The organism is Campylobacter felis, assembly GCF_030250085.1.
GTDB lineage: Bacteria > Campylobacterota > Campylobacteria > Campylobacterales > Campylobacteraceae > Campylobacter_D > Campylobacter_D upsaliensis.
The window spans coordinates 46,997-64,807 of record NZ_JANURX010000009.1 but is presented as its reverse complement, the minus strand read 5'-3'; the positions used below and the strand labels follow the sequence as shown (position 1 = coordinate 64,807).

The 17,811-nt window shown below is 35.1% G+C and carries 22 protein-coding genes; 3 read left to right on the top strand and 19 right to left on the bottom strand.

The window, feature by feature from the left end:
• From NYG92_RS06220 to aroQ, 10 genes are all read right to left on the bottom strand, one after another.
• Positions 1-539 (bottom strand): DUF2972 domain-containing protein (locus NYG92_RS06220; RefSeq protein WP_289233843.1); only part of this gene is annotated, 539 nt, incomplete at its 3' end.
• A 59-nt stretch (positions 540-598) separates the two neighbouring features.
• A complete protein-coding gene (locus NYG92_RS06215; protein WP_289233842.1) occupies positions 599-1,216 on the bottom strand; it encodes a hypothetical protein in 618 nt (205 codons plus the stop codon).
• The gene (fliY, locus tag NYG92_RS06210; RefSeq protein WP_289233841.1) at positions 1,216-2,061 is read right to left on the bottom strand and encodes a flagellar motor switch protein FliY; all 846 of its coding nucleotides are present in this window, start codon (positions 2,059-2,061) and stop codon (positions 1,216-1,218) included. The genes NYG92_RS06215 and fliY overlap by 1 nt, the downstream gene beginning before the upstream one ends.
• Complete coding sequence (fliM, locus tag NYG92_RS06205) at positions 2,058-3,140, bottom strand: flagellar motor switch protein FliM (protein ID WP_004274736.1); 1,083 nt, start codon at positions 3,138-3,140, stop codon at positions 2,058-2,060. Before fliM ends, fliY begins: the two co-directional genes overlap by 4 nt.
• Complete coding sequence (locus NYG92_RS06200; protein ID WP_270977297.1) at positions 3,140-3,835, bottom strand: RNA polymerase sigma factor FliA; 696 nt, start codon at positions 3,833-3,835, stop codon at positions 3,140-3,142. Before NYG92_RS06200 ends, fliM begins: the two co-directional genes overlap by 1 nt.
• Positions 3,813-4,172 (bottom strand): hypothetical protein, encoded by a 360-nt coding sequence (locus NYG92_RS06195; RefSeq protein WP_027304290.1) that lies wholly within the window; start codon positions 4,170-4,172, stop codon positions 3,813-3,815. The genes NYG92_RS06200 and NYG92_RS06195 overlap by 23 nt, the downstream gene beginning before the upstream one ends.
• A 9-nt stretch (positions 4,173-4,181) precedes the next feature.
• Positions 4,182-5,048, bottom strand: a complete 867-nt coding sequence (flhG, locus tag NYG92_RS06190) for a flagella biosynthesis ATPase FlhG (protein ID WP_004277105.1) — start codon at positions 5,046-5,048, stop codon at positions 4,182-4,184.
• Entirely contained in the window at positions 5,041-6,402 is a 1,362-nt protein-coding gene (flhF, locus tag NYG92_RS06185) for a flagellar biosynthesis GTPase FlhF (RefSeq protein ID WP_289233840.1), read from the bottom strand. The genes flhG and flhF overlap by 8 nt, the downstream gene beginning before the upstream one ends.
• A complete protein-coding gene (gene folK / locus NYG92_RS06180) occupies positions 6,371-6,886 on the bottom strand; it encodes a 2-amino-4-hydroxy-6-hydroxymethyldihydropteridine diphosphokinase (protein WP_289233839.1) in 516 nt (171 codons plus the stop codon). The genes flhF and folK overlap by 32 nt, the downstream gene beginning before the upstream one ends.
• Entirely contained in the window at positions 6,879-7,349 is a 471-nt protein-coding gene (gene aroQ / locus NYG92_RS06175; protein ID WP_270966802.1) for a type II 3-dehydroquinate dehydratase, read from the bottom strand. The genes folK and aroQ overlap by 8 nt, the downstream gene beginning before the upstream one ends.
• Positions 7,350-7,441: 92 nt before the next feature.
• Between aroQ and mqnF the strand changes: the two genes are divergently transcribed.
• The 3 genes from mqnF to NYG92_RS06160 all read left to right on the top strand — a co-directional run bounded on the left by mqnF (position 7,442) and on the right by NYG92_RS06160 (position 10,665).
• The gene (mqnF, locus tag NYG92_RS06170) at positions 7,442-8,662 is read left to right on the top strand and encodes an aminofutalosine deaminase family hydrolase (protein WP_289233838.1); all 1,221 of its coding nucleotides are present in this window, start codon (positions 7,442-7,444) and stop codon (positions 8,660-8,662) included.
• Positions 8,650-9,531, top strand: coding sequence for a signal peptide peptidase SppA (sppA, locus tag NYG92_RS06165; RefSeq protein ID WP_289233837.1), 882 nt, complete (start codon positions 8,650-8,652; stop codon positions 9,529-9,531). The genes mqnF and sppA overlap by 13 nt, the downstream gene beginning before the upstream one ends.
• A 63-nt stretch (positions 9,532-9,594) precedes the next feature.
• A complete protein-coding gene (locus tag NYG92_RS06160; RefSeq protein ID WP_289233836.1) occupies positions 9,595-10,665 on the top strand; it encodes a Cj0069 family protein in 1,071 nt (356 codons plus the stop codon).
• Positions 10,666-10,688: 23 nt separating this feature from the next.
• Here NYG92_RS06160 and NYG92_RS06155 read toward each other — a convergent pair whose 3' ends face one another.
• The 9 genes from NYG92_RS06155 to NYG92_RS06115 form a co-directional block, all read right to left on the bottom strand.
• Positions 10,689-11,279: a DUF2972 domain-containing protein gene (locus NYG92_RS06155; RefSeq protein ID WP_289233848.1), complete on the bottom strand. Its 591-nt coding sequence runs from the start codon at positions 11,277-11,279 to the stop codon at positions 10,689-10,691.
• Positions 11,280-11,296: 17 nt separating this feature from the next.
• Positions 11,297-11,419, bottom strand: a complete 123-nt coding sequence (locus tag NYG92_RS06150; RefSeq protein ID WP_289233835.1) for a hypothetical protein — start codon at positions 11,417-11,419, stop codon at positions 11,297-11,299.
• Positions 11,420-11,507: 88 nt separating this feature from the next.
• The gene (locus NYG92_RS06145) at positions 11,508-11,900 is read right to left on the bottom strand and encodes a hypothetical protein (protein WP_289233834.1); all 393 of its coding nucleotides are present in this window, start codon (positions 11,898-11,900) and stop codon (positions 11,508-11,510) included.
• Between the two features lie 42 nt (positions 11,901-11,942).
• Positions 11,943-12,476, bottom strand: coding sequence for a hemerythrin domain-containing protein (locus NYG92_RS06140; RefSeq protein ID WP_289233833.1), 534 nt, complete (start codon positions 12,474-12,476; stop codon positions 11,943-11,945).
• A complete protein-coding gene (locus tag NYG92_RS06135) occupies positions 12,457-13,113 on the bottom strand; it encodes a bacteriohemerythrin (RefSeq protein ID WP_082200202.1) in 657 nt (218 codons plus the stop codon). The genes NYG92_RS06140 and NYG92_RS06135 overlap by 20 nt, the downstream gene beginning before the upstream one ends.
• 146 nt (positions 13,114-13,259) lie before the next feature.
• Positions 13,260-13,916 carry a LutC/YkgG family protein gene (locus NYG92_RS06130; RefSeq protein WP_139018051.1) on the bottom strand — a complete coding sequence of 219 codons (657 nt, stop codon included), beginning with the start codon at positions 13,914-13,916 and terminating at the stop codon, positions 13,260-13,262.
• Entirely contained in the window at positions 13,909-15,336 is a 1,428-nt protein-coding gene (locus NYG92_RS06125) for a LutB/LldF family L-lactate oxidation iron-sulfur protein (protein ID WP_289233832.1), read from the bottom strand. Before NYG92_RS06125 ends, NYG92_RS06130 begins: the two co-directional genes overlap by 8 nt.
• Positions 15,333-16,073 (bottom strand): (Fe-S)-binding protein, encoded by a 741-nt coding sequence (locus NYG92_RS06120; protein ID WP_115630104.1) that lies wholly within the window; start codon positions 16,071-16,073, stop codon positions 15,333-15,335. Before NYG92_RS06120 ends, NYG92_RS06125 begins: the two co-directional genes overlap by 4 nt.
• 6 nt (positions 16,074-16,079) lie before the next feature.
• Positions 16,080-17,732: a lactate permease LctP family transporter gene (locus NYG92_RS06115; protein WP_289233847.1), complete on the bottom strand. Its 1,653-nt coding sequence runs from the start codon at positions 17,730-17,732 to the stop codon at positions 16,080-16,082.
• Positions 17,733-17,811: the final 79 nt, after the last annotated feature.

Genomic DNA, 17,811 nt, shown 5'->3' with positions numbered 1-17,811 from the left:
AACCCCTCACAAATTTTCTCAAATTCTTGATAATATTTCCACGAAGCGATGATGTCAGGGCGTGTTTGTTTAATGTGGGTCAGTTCTTTATCTAAAAGAGTTTTAAATTTTAAAGCTAGGCTAGAATTTGCTTTAAAATAATTTAAAATATCTTGTTCGCTTAGAGCATTATCTTTTCTAAATCTTACTTTTTCATCTAGCACTTTGACAAATTCTTTAAAATAGTTTTTTAATCTTTCTTTTATTTCTTTATCTTCTTTGATAAGCTCATAATATTTTTGCTCTACATTAATGCTAAGGTGTTTATAGCATAGATCATTTTCATTTAAGAAGAGATTTTTAATATCTTTTAGTTGATTTAGAGGCTCTTCTGTGATGATGATTTTAATTTTATCTTTAAGATAAGAAAAGTCTTTATGATCTATAAATAAAGTAAAGGGTAGAAAAGGAGTATAATCGTTCCAAGCTTTGCGTTCAAATTTAGCTTTATCTTCTTCTTTGGGTGGATTAAAGTGAAAGAGTTTAGAAAGCTTTTGCATTGTATTAAAAGCTTTATCTGCTTGTAAATCCTGCGTATCGATGTAGATGATTTGTCGGGTTACCCCCCCCCCTCATTTGTTAGGAAAGGAGTAAGATTACTTTGATATTTAAAGTCTATAAATTTTTTATCAAAAATCTTTTCTAAATCTGTAATTTGAGGTGTTAAAGCACCGCTATATACAATCTCAGGTAAGGATTTATCAATATCATCTTTAAGGCTAAATTCAAACTTGCTAGCCTTAGCTTTAGGGTAGCCGTGATTTATGATTGTTTTAAGTCTTGAAATGGGGTCTCTAACGGTTATCACAACAGGCGCTTCGTAAGAAAAAAATTTCGCATAGTCAAGATCTCTTATATTATTATATAAACACACACCGACTATATTATCCCCCTTTGAATTTAGCAAAAAGCTCTTTGTTTCACCATAGTCCATATAATTATCTTCAGCTAATCTTACATAATTTAAACCGCACATTTTAAAAAAGTTCATAAGTGCAAAATGCCCACTTACAGCATAATTTAAAACGACAAATTCATAATTTTGTGGGAGTTTGGGATAAAAATTAAGCAAAATTTTGCCAAATCTTTTTGTGATAGAGTGTATAAGTCTTCTTTTCCTGCGGAGTAAAATTTCTTTAAAGCCATATTTTTCGATTTTATTGAAAAGCTTTATCATTATCTTAACTGCTCCAATCTTTCTTTTTTCGTGCCGATTTCTGTGATTTGCACTCCAAAATTTCCATCGACTATCACGACCTCACCATAAGCAATTCTTTTATCGCCGATGAGAATTTCTAAAGGGTCGTTTGCTAGTTGATTTAGCTCGACCACAGAGCCTATATCCATAGTTAGCACATCTTTAAGAAGCATTTTTTTATTACCTATTCTTACTCGCACAGGTAAGCGCACATCCATAATGAGATTGATATTTTTAAGCCCTTCTCCAAGCGTCATCATAGCTTCACCGCTACCAACCACTCTCTCTTTTTGTTGAGTCGTAGCCTCATCATCGCCACTTTTTGTGAGAGTTTTATAAAGCTTATCGTCCATTACTAAAGAAATTTGCTCGTTTAAATCGTCAATTTTTACATCATAATTATAAAGCTTCACAAAGTCCTTTAAATCGATGCTTTCTTCAATAAATTCGCAAGAGCTTAAACTAAATTCCATTTTAGGCAGTTCTTTTTGTGCGCCAAGGCTTGTGGTAAAAGCGGAGATGATATTTTGTATAGCTTCTTTAGCGGCGTCCATTTCATCAGCACCTAGCTTGTCGTTTTTGGTGATTTCCTCCTCGCCCATCATCCACTCACCTATGGCACTCATCAAAACAGCCCCAGCTAAAATACCTACGCGACCACCTGAACTTACACCAAAATTCACATACACTAAAGGTGGTTTAAGCGTATCGCTAGCACTAACATCAAATTCTTTATATTCACTAAATTCAGCACTTTTTCCCGTCAAGCCCTCGATGGTACTGGCACACTCATTCGTAAATAATTTTAAAAATTCGTTTATCATATTTCCTCATCCTCCAAATCCTCAGTTTCATCATAAACGCTAGCTTTAGCCTTTCTTTCCTCTTCGTATTTTTCCAAAATTTCTTTAATTTCATCTTTGTCTGTGCGGATAAGCTCGATGATTTTAATAGACTTTCTAAAGCGGTGTAAGCCTATTTGTGCCAAAAAGACATCTTTTTTATCTATGCTTACCACAGCCTTATCATCAGCTTCTCTATCAAGTCTTAAAATATCGCCCTGCTTAAGCTCTAAAAATTCATTGACATTGATTAAAGTTTTTCCCAAAATCGCCTCATAAACGACTTCCGCACGACCGATGAGAGTTTTTAGCTCTTTGTTACGCGACTTTTTCGCAGAAGTTTCACCCATCATAATATCACGATTTGCCAAACGACTCAAAATACTTTCCAAATGCACAACAGGATAGCAAATATTGACCATACCGCTGGAATTTCCTATGATAATCTCCATCACCACCATAATGATAATCTCGTTTTGAGAGACGATTTGCACGACATTAGGGCTACTTTCTTTTGCTTCTATGCTTGGGTAAATTTCAGTTACAGTCGACCAGCTTTCCTTAAGCCTTTGCATGATGATACGCAAGATGCTATCTAGCAAATTGAGCTCGATGTCCGTAAGCTCACGACTCGCCTCATAGCTATCGCCCTGCCCTCCTAAGAGTCTATCTATCATAGGAAAGGCTATACTTGGGTTAATCTCCAAAACACAATTTCCATCAAGAGGCTTTATGGAGAAAACATTGAAGCTTGTAGGGCTTGGCAAAGACATCAAAAATTCCCCATAAGTCATTTGATCGACCGAGTGGAGCTTAGTTTCTACAATACTTCTCATCATTGATGAAATTTGTGAGGCTAAATTTCTAGCAAGTTTATCGTGGATACCCTTAATCGTTCTAAGCTGCTCTTTTGAAACCCTATTTGGACGCTTAAAGTCATAAACGACAATATTTCTTTCATCTTTTTCATCTTTAGAATTTGAAGGTGCTGGTGTGTCTGTATTATCATCAACGACTTCTAAAAGGGCGTCAATTTCTTCTTGGGAGAGTATTTCTGCCATTAGCTCAACCTTTCTCTCAATTTTTTAAGTAATTTTTTATGAATTTGAGAAATGCGACTCTCGCTCACATTTAAAATCTCACTAATTTCTTTTAAACTTAATTCTTCATAATAATAAAGCTGGATAATAAGCTGGTCTCGCTCCTTTAAGGTATCTAAAATTTCATTAATATGCTCTAAAAATTCGCCTCTTTCTATCTTCTCCAAAGTCTCATCTTCGCTATACATTTCAATTTGCTCATCAAGAGGCAAAGTATAGCTTATCGCGTGAGCTGCTCTTACTTCCCTTACTCTCTCCACATCTATTTCAAGTTTTTTGGCTAAATATTCATCATCTGGCTCACATTCATTTTCTAAAAAATATTCATCTAAAATCACATCAATATCTTTTAAAATTTTGCGATTATTACGGCTCATCACATCAAGTCGTCTTAAATAATCAAGCATAGAGCCATTAACCCTTTTCCTCGCAAAGCCCCAAAAATTGTCATTTTGATCCTTATCATAACGGCGTGAAAGCTTTATCATCTCCTCAATACCCACACCGATTAAATCATTTACATCAATGCTAGATGGCAAACGCTCCTTTAAGCGAAATGCCATAGCCCTAAGTGCTGGCATATAGGAGATGACGAGCTCATCTTGCTCTTTTTTTATGACATCCGCATAAGATCTAGGCGACTGCTCTTTTAGCATTTTTGCGTCTTTCCTTCGCTTCGTTTTTCTTTAATTCTTCGCGTTCTTCATTGAGTTTTTCTAAGATAATATCCATTTTTTTCTCACGAATAACCAAGTCGTTAATAATATTGTTGCTCGTTTTTTCATAGTCTTGCTTATTAAAAATTCGCCCACTTATCTTCTTAAGGTCGATAAAATTCATAATGGCAATATGCACAAAAACATAAAACATAAAGGTGATAAAACAAGTAGAAAACAAAATATCAAAAGCTTCATCAACGCTAATCACACTAAACGAAAGCCCTATAAAAAAACCACAAACCGTAAAAAAGGCGACATAATTCTCAGGTCTCATAATCTCTCACTAAAATCTTTCTATAATTTTTCTAAAAAAGCTTGAAAAACTACGACTTGAAACATCATCAAGCACTTTTCGTTCCAATCTATACAAAAGCTTGGAAGCTAGAGACTTTAGCTCATCACTTGAGGCAGTATTTTCATCACTAAAAAGGGTGCGTTTTTTAATGCTATTACTCACTTCTTTTGAAGCGCTTAAATGTCCTAAAAATTCTAAATTTAAAGGATTTTTAATGTTAGCATTTGCAACTTTTTTGATATTTTCAAAGACCTTTAAAGCCTCATTTTCATTTTTAACCACATTAAAAACCATCAATAAATTTTCCTTAGTTTTAGAAGTGGTTTTAATGGTCGCATAAGCATCTGTAATCGCCGCTGGATCCGGCACAGTAACGACAATAACCTCATCAGCCATCTCTAAAAAATTTAAAATATTCCCGCCTATACCGGCACCCGTGTCGATGATGAGAAAATCAAGTTCATCTAAAATACTAGCCTGATTTAAAAATCTTTCATAAATATTTTTATCGCTATATTTTAGAATTTCATCACCACTTTCACCGGGTATAAGCCACAAATTTGGCTTCACTTCAATCAAAATGTCCTCTAAAGAGCACTCGCCCCTTAAAACATGCAAAAGATTTTTTTGAATACGCACATTTAAAATCACATCTAAATTTGCCAAACCTATATCCGCATCAAAAAGCCCTACCTTATAATTATTATTCGCTAAAACATTTGCCAAATTTGCACTTATCGTGCTTTTACCCACACCACCTTTGCCACTTGTAATAGCTATAAAATGAGTATTTTGCTCTTTTTTGTCCTTATTTTGTTTCATCAAATTTTGCAATTTATCTGCTTGATTATTCATTATTTTTACCTTTAAAACCCTCTAAAATACAATGCACCAAAAAGTCGCTATTTGCCACCTCTATATCATCAGGCACTTCCTGCCCCACAGAGAAAAAACTAAGCGGAGTATTAATCTCATAAATCAAAGAAAAAATATTACCAAAAACCTTAGTTTCATCAAATTTTGTAATGATTAAAGTGTCGATATTTAGAAAAGAAAAATTCTTATAAATTTCCATTAAATCTTCATATTTTGTATTTGCCGAGATGACCAAATTAACATCAATTTCCGCATTAGAGTGGGCTAAAAATTCCTTTGTTTTGGCAAGTTTTGTCTGGTCGTATTGTGAATTTCCTATGGTATCTACTAAAATCACCTCGCAACTACTAAGACTTTTTATCGCTTCATCTAAATCCTTAGGCTCTATGCTATCGATAATAGGAAGTTTCATCATCTTAGCATATTGAAAAAGCTGCTCAACCGCACCTATTCTATAAGTATCTAGCGTGATAATACCCGTTTTATAACGCTTATCTCCGTAAGCATAACGGAAGGCAAGTTTAGCTAAAGTCGTTGTTTTACCCACTCCTGTTGGACCCACTAGCATCATAATTTTTTGCTTTTTAATGTCCGTTTCCACGCGACAAGGTAAGATATTACGCAAAAGAGAGTGAAAATATCTTTGCACGGCTTCCTTATTCATCTTCATCGTTGCTGGCATATTTTCAATGGTCGCTTTCATAATGGCTTCTAAGTGCGTTTCAAGCATACCACTTTCCTTAGCCTGCTTATAAATGCTTGCAAATTCTGGCGGTATAATGAGATTTTTCCTCGCCTCCGCTTTATCGTCCCACATCATATCAACGAGTAAATTCATCTTATCGCTTAGTTTATTGATTTGCTTTTCAAAGGCTTCAATTTTCTTATTATATTGCAAATTTGGAGCTTGATATTCTGGTAAGCTAGTGCCTGTAACCTTAGAAATTTCAGAGCTAACAGCCGAAAGTTTTTCTTTAAAATCATCTAAGCTAGGTTTAGGTTTAGTATAATTTTCATATTCTTTTTGCACATTTAAAGAAGCTTTAGAAAATTCAAGTTCCACAGCTTCATCATCTTCCTCTTTTACTGCTGGCTTAGGAGCTTGTGGCTGGGTTTTTTTAGGTGGCATAGGCTTACCCATAGCCTTTAAATGCTCCTTATAATCTGCTTCCTCAATAGCGACCATAACCTCATAAAGCCCTTTGCGATTAATAGTCTTGGGACGAATTTGTTTATTTGTGATAATTAAAGCCTTATCTCCATAATCTTCTTTAACTTTTGGAATAATTTCTTCCGTATCTTCAACGGTAAAGGTGTAAATAAGCTGTCCCACTTGCTAGTCCTTCCATTAAGCCCAAGGGCAAAATTACGCTAATTCTTTCTTTAGCCCCACTGTGAGGCACTTCGCACCAAGAATCTTTTCTTACCTTTTGTGAAAAATACAAAAGATCCAAATCAAGCGTTCTGGGAGCGTTTTTAAAAGTTCTCTTCCTCTTAAACTTGACTTCATAATAAAGCAAAACTTTTAAAAAGGCTCTCGCGTGTAAATTTGTCTGTGCCAAAAGCACGGCATTTGTGAAATCCTTTTGTCTCTCATAGCCAAAAGCCTTATTTATAAGTAGGGGGGAGGTTTGAAGAACTTTAAGCCTTTTATCGTCCATTAAAAGTCTAAACAAAGCTCTAAAACGCCTTTTTTCATCTTCTATATTTGACCCCAAACCTACCAAAGCAAAATATTTAAAATTCCTTAAATTTCGACTTGCAAAAGGGAAAAAACGAAAATTTTGAACCGCTCTTGCACCTTGAATTTTAAGCATTATTTTGCTGCATAGCCTTCAAATTTTTCACTTGCTCACAAATTTGTATAATACCCATTAAAGCAAGATGATAACCAAAAGGACCAAAGCCCACGATAGACCCCGCACAAACTGGTGCTATTAAGCTTTTTTGTCTAAATTCTTCTCTACGATATATATTAGAAATATGCACCTCAATTGTCGGTAAAGCTACGGCAGAAATGGCATCGCGAATCGCAACAGAAGTATGAGTATAAGCCGCTGCGTTAATGATAATCCCATCAACAGTGCCTAAACATTCTTGAATTTTATCGACAATTTCGCCCTCGAAATTGCTTTGAAAAAAGTCAAGTTCCACGCCATTTTGACTTGCTGCATTTTGCATTTGCTCGTGGATTTCCTCCATTTTCATCGCACCATAAATGCCGACCTCTCTAAAGCCTAACATATTGATATTGGGACCTTGTATGACCATTATTTTCATTGTTTAACCCTTAAAAATTCTTTTAATATAGTTTTATATTATAACATTTTAAAATAAATTTTTGCTACAATGTGTCTTTTGAAAGGAAAAAAGTGTATATTATTTCAGCTTCAAAAATCTTTTTATGTGATGCGAATTTTACAATTTTGGAAAATTTTGCCTTTGCTTTTGATGAAGTGATTTTGGAAATCGACAAAATAGAAATTTTAAAACGAAAATATCCTAATGCCAAACTGATTAAAACCAAGCCAAATTCCCTCATACTCCCCGCTTTCATCAACCCACACACGCATTTAGAATTTAGTGCAAATGCCTATACTCTACACTTTGGAGACTTTTTCATCTGGCTTAAAAGCGTGATTAATTCTAGGCAAATTTTGAGCGAAGAGGCAAAAGAGGAGCTTATAGCCAACACTTTAACTCAAATGCAAAAAACAGGCACAGCAACCATAGGCGAAATTTCAAGCTTTGGGAGCGATTTAAAGCCTTGTGCTAAACACTCTATGCGTGTGATTTTTTTCAATGAGCTTTTAGGCACAAATGAATCGCAAAATGCGGAAAAAAAACAAGAATTTTTAAAGCGTTTTCAAAAATCTTTAGAATTTAAAAATGAGCGTTTTATCCCGGCTATTTCTATCCACTCACCCTATTCTACAAATTTAGAACTTGCAAAATTTGCTATCTCTTTGGCTCAAAAACATCAAATGCTTTTAAGCACACATTTTTTAGAAAGCAAGGCTGAAAATTTATGGCTTAGAAGAGCTTCTGGCAAATTTAAACAATGGCTAGGAAATTTCACACCAAATCCCAAGCCACTTTATACAATCGATGAATTTATCACTCTTTTTAAAGATTTAAGAACGCTTTTTACACATTGTGTTTATTTAAAAGAATTTGAGCTTTTAAACCCAAATTTACACTCCATTACACATTGTGCTTTTTCAAATCGTCTCTTAAGTCAAAAAAGTCTAGGGCTTAAAAATGTTCTTAAAAGTGGCTTAAATATCCACTTAGGCACGGACGGCTTAAGCTCAAACATCAGCCTTTCTATGCTTGATGAAATGCGTGCAAATTTACTGATACATAAAGATTTTGAACTTAATGAACTTGCTAAAAAACTCTTACTTATGGCGACATTTTATCCAGCTAAGGCTTTAAATCTTAATCTGGGCACTTTAGCAGTAGGGAAAATAGCTGATTTTAGCGTCTTTGAAATCGAAAAATGTGATAACTCTCAGCTTCCTTTGCAATTTATCCTCAATGCTAAAGAAGTGCAAAAATTATTTATCAAAGGACAACAATGCAAATTTTAACATTATTTTTTCGTGGCATAGCTAAGATTATCTCTTACATCAATACCTATTTTAAAACTTTTTTATTTTTACTTTTACTCGTTTGGCTTTTTAGCCCTAGCTCTAGCGTTTCTGTGGCAAATTTAGAACGCATTGATTTAAAAGGCGAGATTTTGGACACGGGAGCAGTTTTAGAAAAAATTATTAACGCTAAAAATGATCCAAATATTAAAGGTGTGCTTTTCTTCATCGATAGTCCCGGCGGGGCTTTTGCTCCAAGTATGGAACTAGCACTTGCCATTAAGGATTTAAAAGCCCAAAAGTCTGTCATTTCTTATGCCGCTGGAACTATGGCTAGTGGGAGTTATTTAGCTGGAGTCGCAGCGGATAAAATTTATGCAAACCCTGCTGCGTTTATAGGATCTATAGGCGTCATTGCACAAGGTATGAATATTAGCGAATTGGCTCAAAAAATAGGCATTAAAGAACAAACCATAAAAGCAGGGACTTTTAAAGAAGCTGGAACTTTTACAAGAGAGTGGAGTGAGGAAGAAAGGGCATATTTACAAAGACTCATTAATAATAGCTATATGCTTTTTGTAGAATTTGTAGCAAAAAAAAGAGGACTAAAGGTCGATGAGAAGGAAAAATGGGCAGATGCTAGGGTGTTTTTAGCAAATGAAGCCAAAAATTTAGGTCTAATAGACTCCCTTAGCAATTACGAACAAGCCAAAAAAGAACTTGAAATTCTAAGTAAGGTCGCAAATCCTGTATGGAAGGAAGCGGATAAAATCGATCAATTTTTAGAAAAACTTAATCAACAAAGTGTGCAATTTTTCAGCACTCTTTCTAAAAATCTTTTGCAAAATAGCAAAATGCAAATTTTTTAAGGGATTTAATATTAAGCAAATTTTTTATGCCATAATAGTAAATATTTTTTAAAGGAGAGAATAATGAAAAAAAATATCGTTTTTTTCGAAGCTAGAGGCGGAAGTGATAAGGGTCCTGATGGGTATAGAAAAGATACTATGCCTATGGTAAATGCTCTAAAAGCTAAGGGCTGGAATGCTGAAGTTATATTTTTTACCGATGACATTTTACGCGATGAAAATGAGCGTAATAAAATTTATGAGCAGGTCAAAAACACAGTAGATGGGTATGTTTCTCGCGTGAATCCGGGAAATTTAAAAGAAGAAAAACTTTATTTTGAAGTGCTTCGTAAGCTTTGTGCGGATGGGCTTGTAGGTATGCCTCACCCTGATGCTATGATAGGTTATGGAGCTAAAGATGCATTGACTAAACTAGCCGATACACCCTTAGTTCCTGATGATACTTATGCTTATTATGATATTAAGACCTTTAAAGAAACCTTCCCAAAAAGCTTGGCTAAAGGCGAAAGAGTGCTAAAGCAAAATCGTGGCTCGACAGGCGAGGGAATTTGGCGTGTGAGACTTGAAGACGGCGTGGCTTACAATACTTGTGATTCCTTACCACTTGATACGACTATCATTTGTACAGAAGCAAAGGATAATCACAGCGAAACGCGTAAGCTTGGCGAATTTATGGACTTTTGTGAGCAATATATCATAGGCGATAATGGTATGCTTGTAGATATGACTTTCTTACCACGCATTAAAGAAGGTGAGATAAGAATTTTAATGCTTTATAAAACTCCTGTTTATGTCGTGCATAAAAAGCCTGCTGAAGGTGGAGATGCCTTTTCCGCGACACTTTTTAGTGGGGCAAAATACCGCTACGATGAGCCAAAAGACTGGAAAAATTTAATCGATTGGTTCTTAGGACAACTTCCATCTATAAAAAATAAACTTGGCAATTATGACTTACCTCTCATTTGGACAGCGGATTTTATCCTCGATACAGATGAAAAAGGTGCTGACCGCTATATTTTAGGTGAAATTAACTGCTCTTGCGTTGGCTTTACTTCTCCAGTGGAATTTATGGAGAAAATCGCTCTAATGGTCGGCGATAACATTGTCGATATCGTTAGCGAGAAAAAAGCTTAATTAAAAGGAGGTGTGAAGCCTCCTTAATTTTTTAACCCCTCACAAATTTTCTCAAATTCTTGATAATATTTCCACGAAGCGATGATGTCAGGGCGTGTTTGTTTAATGTGGGTCAGTTCTTTATCTAAAAGAGTTTTAAATTTTAAAGCTAGGCTAGAATTTGCTTTAAAATAATTTAAAATATCTTGTTCGCTTAGAGCATTATCTTTTCTAAATCTTACTTTTTCATCTAGCACTTTGACAAATTCTTTAAAATAGTTTTTTAATCTTTCTTTTATTTCTTTATCTTCTTTGATAAGCTCATAATATTTTTGCTCTACATTAATGCTAAGGTGTTTATAGCATAGATCATTTTCATTTAAGAAGAGATTTTTAATATCTTTTAGTTGATTTAGAGGCTCTTCTGTGATGATGATTTTAATTTTATCTTTAAGATAAGAAAAGTCTTTATGATCTATAAATAAAGTAAAGGGTAGAAAAGGAGTATAATCGTTCCAAGCTTTGCGTTCAAATTTAGCTTTATCTTCTTCTTTGGGTGGATTAAAGTGAAAGAGTTTAGAAAGCTTTTGCATTGTATTAAAAGCTTTATCTGCTTGTAAATCCTGCGTATCGATGTAGATGATTTGTCGGGTTACCCCCCCCCCTCATTTGTTAGGAAAGGAGTAAGGTCGCTTTGGTAGTTGAAGCTTATCGATTCTTTATCAAATATGCCCTCTAAATCGTGATTTTTGGGCTTATTACCACTTTTATACATTATTTCACCTAAAGATTGACCGATATTATCATCAAGCCCAAATTCAAATTTGATCTTTCTCGCTCCATAGCCGTGATTAATACTTGTTTTAAGTCTTGAAATGGGATCGCGAAGTAAAATTACAAGATAAAATTTTTGTAAATTTAAGTCTTTTTTTAAGATTACGATATAAGCTTATGCTAAGAAAATTTTGCCTCTTTGAATTTTTAAGCATTTTTCTTGCCTCGCCATAATACATATAATTATCTTGCGATAAATTAATATGTTTTAAACCGCATAATTCTAAAAATTTTAAAAAAGCAAAATGCCCACTTACAGAGTAATTTAAAAGCACAAATTTATAATTTTGCGGAAGTTTGGGGTAGAATTTGAATAAATGATATCCAAAACGCTTAGTTATAGAATTTGTCAATCTCTTTTTTCTTCGCCTATAAAGCTCTTTGAAGCCAAATGTTTTTAATTGATTAAAAAGTCTTCTCAAATTTGCCTCCTTAAAGGTGTCATTTTAACCACTCTTTTTAAATCAAAAACCAGCAGAGTGTTTTTTATGAAATTGTATAGGTTTTTGACACTTTTTGCATCTAAATTTAGCGCCTTTTAATTGTATTTTTTGATGAATTCCAAAAGGCACATCGTGAATCTGTCCCACACAATCACACACATAAAGATAAATCGCCCCCTCATCATCTCTCTCATCTTTATCCTCCTCAAAACTCACATCCGCACCATCATCGTGACTTAAAGAAGAACGCCTAAAATGCTCCACTTTCATATCTTCATATAAAATATGCTCTAAAAGCCATTTTTTAGCGACCATATAAAGCTTTTCCTTAAGATCATTTGTTGTTTTAATGCCTTGAATAAGATTTATCATCATTTGTATAATTTCTTTATGAATTTTACGATGTGCCTCAAGCTCAGGATAGCCGATAAGCTCCATATATTTTTCTTCATCGTGAAAATGGTCTTTCATATAATTAAAAAATTCCGCAAGCAAATTCTTAATATCATTTTTATAGATATGAACGCTATAGCTATCATCCCATTTTGGAAACATTGTCTATCCTTTTTTCTACGATTTCGCTTGTAACATAAATTAAGTCTTTTTTACAATTTTTACATTTTAATATTTTATTATGCATTAAAATTCCTAAGTGCTCTTGATAGTTTAAAATATGCGTCAAATGACAAGGACAAGAATAGATAAATCTCGTTTCTTTTATGATTTTAGGCTCTTTTACCTCGCTACTTTCTTCTTCCACCATTTCAGCTTCTTCTTCGCTCTCTTGATTTTTCTGCTCGTTAAGCCAATGCCCTATCATCATATCATAACGCAAAATGTGCGTTAAAAGCCAATCAGACATTATAGTATAAAGCTTTTCCTTAAGATCGTTAGTCGTTTTAATGTGCTGGATAAGATAAGACATATCATCGATAATCACCTTATGCATCATTCTATGGTCACTAAGATACGGATAAGAAATTTCGTGCATATACTCTTCCTCATTGGCAAAATGCTCTTTCATATAATTAAAAAGCTCCATTAAAATTTCCTTCAGCTCATCACGCTTTACAAATCCATAAACCGCATTCTCCACTTTAGAAGCAAGAGCAAAAAGCTTTTTATGCTGTGCATCGATTCTATCGTCATTAATGCTATACTTATTGTCCCAAGTGGGGATTAATTTGTCCAACTTAAATTCCCAAAATTATGTTTTAAATCTCTAAAGAAATTTTAACTTTATTGAAATTAAAAAAATATAAAAACATTAGTAAAAATGAAATAAATTTTTAATAAAAGATAAATATTGTATTAAATTTAGCAGAAAAACTGCTAAATTTAATATAAAATAATGTGTGCTTTTTGAGGTCCATGCACTCCAAAAACAGTGATTAGCTCGATATCTGCCGTGCGTGAGGGTCCTGCGATAAATAAAATATTACTAGGCAGGACTTCATTTTCCTGCTTTACAAGATTTAACGCCTCGCTAAGACTTGGTACAATCCTCTCCTTTTTAAGCAAAACAATGCAAAGTTTAGGGGCTAAAGAGAGCATCCTAGGCTGCTCTTTACTTGAAAGCACCAAAGCCACTCCGTGAGAACTCACACCATAACTCGCGTGAATGATAGAAAAATCACTATGAAAAACCTCGCTGCGTAAATTTTCTATCTCTTGATTAAAGCAAATTTTCTTATTTGCTTTAATCTTAGTTAAATCAAGCCCCAAACTTTCCCCATAAAGCAAACTCTCATAACCATAATTTTGAGTGATTTCATTAATCTTATCTTCAAGTTTTTCCCTAGTACTTTCTTCAACGATATATTTATTATCACTCATTTTTTGCTTCATCTCATCAAGCATCGCTCCATTTGAAATGATATGCTCCACAGGGTCTATACTAGGACTTCTTACAAATTCCTTATCTACATAGGCACCTCTAAGCTTTGATAAAATAGCCTCTTTGCTTTTTGCTGAAATTTCTTCAATCCTACTCATAAATCACCCCTTCGATATTTTGCACTTCTTGATACAAATCTTTCTTAATTTGTGGTAATTCTTTAAAGGCACTCCATTTTTTAATCACAGGCAAAACCCCCTTGAAATTTTGCACCGCCCAATTAAAATAATGTCCTTTAGAAAGTGAAAAACGCCATTTGTTGCCATTTGTTGCCAAATTTGCAAAAGTAGAAAAAGCAAAAGATTCCATTTTGCTATATGGAGCATTACTTGCACCAAGTGGAGGGTTTTCTCCCTGTCCTACCTTATCACAACGCAATTTTCTTATCAAATCTGCCAGTGGAATTTTCACAGGACACACTTCTGAGCAACGCCCACAAAGAGAACAAAAGCTAAGAATATCACCCGTTTTATCCATACCAAATAAATTTGGACTTATTACCTCTCCTATAGGACCCGGATAAGTGGTTTGATAGCTGTGTCCCCCTATCTTATCATACACCGGGCAAAAATTCATACAAGCACCACAGCGGATACAACGCAAAGCTTCGTAATAATCCTTATGTGCTAGCATATCGCTTCTATGATGGTCAAATAACACAATATGCACTTCTTTAGGTCCATCTAAGTCACCATTTTTACGCGGAGCTGTGATGATGTTATTATAGGTTGGGATAAACTGCCCTGTAGCTGAAGGGGTCAATAAATGCACCATAGTCGCCGCATCTTCAAAGCTTTCCATTACTTTTTCAATCCCACAAAGTGCGATGTGAATGTCTGGAGCTGTGGTACACATTCTACCATTACCCTCATTTTCTATCAGCCAAAACGCCCCCTCACGCGACATAGCAAAATTGACTCCACTAAGTCCTAGCTTTAAGCCCTCAAATTCATCTCTTAAATACTTCCTAGCGATGGCATTAAGTTTTTCAGGCTCACTTTCAAGCTCCGCACCAAGCTTTTCTTGAAAGGTTTTGCCTATCTCATAACGATTTTTATGAATCGCTGGCACGACTATATGCACAGGCACTTCGCCATCAAGCTGGATAATCACTTCACCCAAATCCGTCTCAATAGCCTTTAAGCCCTTTTTTTCAAGGTAGTGATTAAGCCCTATTTCCTCACTAGCCATTGATTTGCCCTTTAAGATTTTGCTAATATTATTTTCCTTCATAATTTCATAAATTATCTCACAAGCGTCCTCATCGCTACTTGCCCAATGCACCTTAATGCCATTTTTTGTAGCATTTTTTTCAAATTCTAAAAGTCTTTCCTCAAGGCTCATCAACGCATTATTTTTCGCTTGTTTTGCTTTCGCTCTTAAACCCTGCCAATCTTTAAATTTATCATCGATTACTTTAAGACGATTTTTTTGCAGAGTATGCATAGCATTGCTTAAATTTTCACGCATTTGCGTGTCATTTAACTTGATATTTACTATTTCTTCGTGTGTCTTCATAATCTTACCCCCTCAAGTCTCTTTAATAAAAAATCATACAAATGAAGTCCTCTTACATCAAGTCCCATTTTACGCATAGTGCCATCTATATTTAAAAGACAGCCTCCATCACCGCTTATAAGATATTTTACGCCCGTATTTTGTATATCTTTAATCTTAGCTCTTGCCATAGCATTTGAAATTTCAGGCTCTTTCACAGCAAAAGTTCCACCAAAACCGCAACACTCTTCCTCATACTCCAAATTCACAAGCTCGACATTTTTAAGCTTTTTGATGAGATTTTTACTTGCTTCTATGCTTTTTTGTATGCGTAAGGCGTGGCAGTTTGAGTGCCAAGTAACTCTTACAGGATCCCCCTTATCTTCATATTCCACCTTTAAAACTTCATCTAAATATTGAGAAAGCTCGGTTACTCTTGATGAAAATTCCTTCACCCTTTCAAATTCACTATCCTCTTTAAAAAGCTCTAAATAATCGTGGCTCATCATACCCGCACAAGAGCCACTTGGCACGACAATGGGATAATCTTTTTCAAATAAATCCACATTATAAAGTGCTATGCGTTTGCTTTCCTTAAAATAGCCTGAATTAAAACTTGGCTGCGAACAACAGGTTTGATTTTTTTTAAAAATCACCTCCACGCCCTCACGGCGTAGAAGTTTTATGGCATTTAAAATCGTCTCTTGCATAGCAGCAGTGCCAAGACAAGTCGCATAAAAATATACCTTTTTCATCATCAAGCCTTACTTAGCCACGACTTCAGGGATAATTCCCGGCATTAAAAAGGCAATAATGCAAGTCCAAATTCCTATCAAAATAATAAAGCCGACAGAATATTTAAGCGTAAATTTAAATAAATCAGACTCCTTACCTACAAGTCCCACAGCCGCACAAGCTATGGCTATACTTTGTGGGCTTATCATCTTACCAACCACGCCACCAACGGAATTTGCCGCTAAAAATAGAGCCTCAGGCACAGCCAAACTTGTAGCAGCGGCTTGTTGAAGTGGTCCAAAAAGTAAATTTGCACTCGTATCAGATCCTGTAAGGAAAACCCCTATCCAGCCTATAACAGGGCTAAAAAACGAAAAGGCATCGCCTGTGGTCGCAAAAGCTGTTCCTAAAGTCGTGCTCATACCTGAATTTTTAGCGATAAAAGCAAAAGCCACAACTAAGCCTATGGTAATACAAGGCATAGCCATTTCTTTTAAGGTGTCGCCTAAGGCTTCTTCAACAATATTTGATTTAATGCGTAAAAAGAAGATTGTCAAAAGTGCCGCGACCAAAATAGCCGTTCCAGCTTGAAGGGCGATTAGATTAATATCCATATTTAAACTTAACGCCTTACCAGCACTATCTACGATAGAGCCTTCGATATTATTAAAAGACAAGGCGACCTTAGTATAATCAAACACCGCACCCTTATCAAAAAACGCCTTAAACCAAGGCTGAGTCCAAATAATAATACAAATAATGAGCAAAATAAAAGGCAACCAAGCCTTAAAAACCTTACCAAATTCTAATTGAGTATGATGAGAAAAATCCGTCAAATCATCAAGTCTAAAAATATTTTTAGGAGACCAAAATTTCAAAAATATCGTGGTGCAAGCAAGAGAGACAACAGCCGAAACAATGTCAGGAAGCTCCGCTCCTAAGTAATTTGAGCTAATAAACTGCGTAATTGTAAAACTTACAGTCGCTACTAAAACCGCTGGAAAAGTCTCTTTCACGCCCTTAACGCCGTCCATTAAAAACACGATGAAAAAAGGTACACTAAGACTTAAAGGCACAAGCATACGCCCAACCATAGCAGAAATTTCATACTGCTCAACACCGACCAAATTTGACATAGCGATAATAGGAATCCCAACCGCACCAAAAGCAACAGGAGCGGTATTTGCTATCAAACAAAGTCCAGCAGCGTGCAGAGGCTTAAGTCCTAATCCTACCAAAAGAGCCGCTGTAATCGCCACAGGTCCCCCAAAGCCTATCGCACCCTCCAAAAATGAACCAAAACAAAAACCTATCAAAATTACCTGAATTCTATGATCTGGCGTAATGCTTATCACGCTTTCTTTAATCACTTCAAAAGAGCCTGACTTTACAGAAAGCTTATAAAGGAAAATCGCCGCTATAATAATCCAAGCAATAGGCCACATTCCTTGTGCAAAACCTTGCACAAAAGAAGCCCCGATAAGAGAAAAAGGCATACCATAAGCATAAAATGCCACTACACTCGCTACAATCACGGTAATAAAACCCGCCTGATAACCCTTAAGCTTAAAAACAAGCAAACAAATCAAAAAACAAAAAATAGGCAAAAATGCCAACAAAGCACTAAGCCAAATACTTCCTAATGGGTCAATTAATTGTTGATACATCAAAGCTCCTTTAATAGTTTTAATAAAGATTATATAGAATTTACACACAACAAAACAATACTTTCTTTTTTGTAAAAGGCATTACAAAATTTTT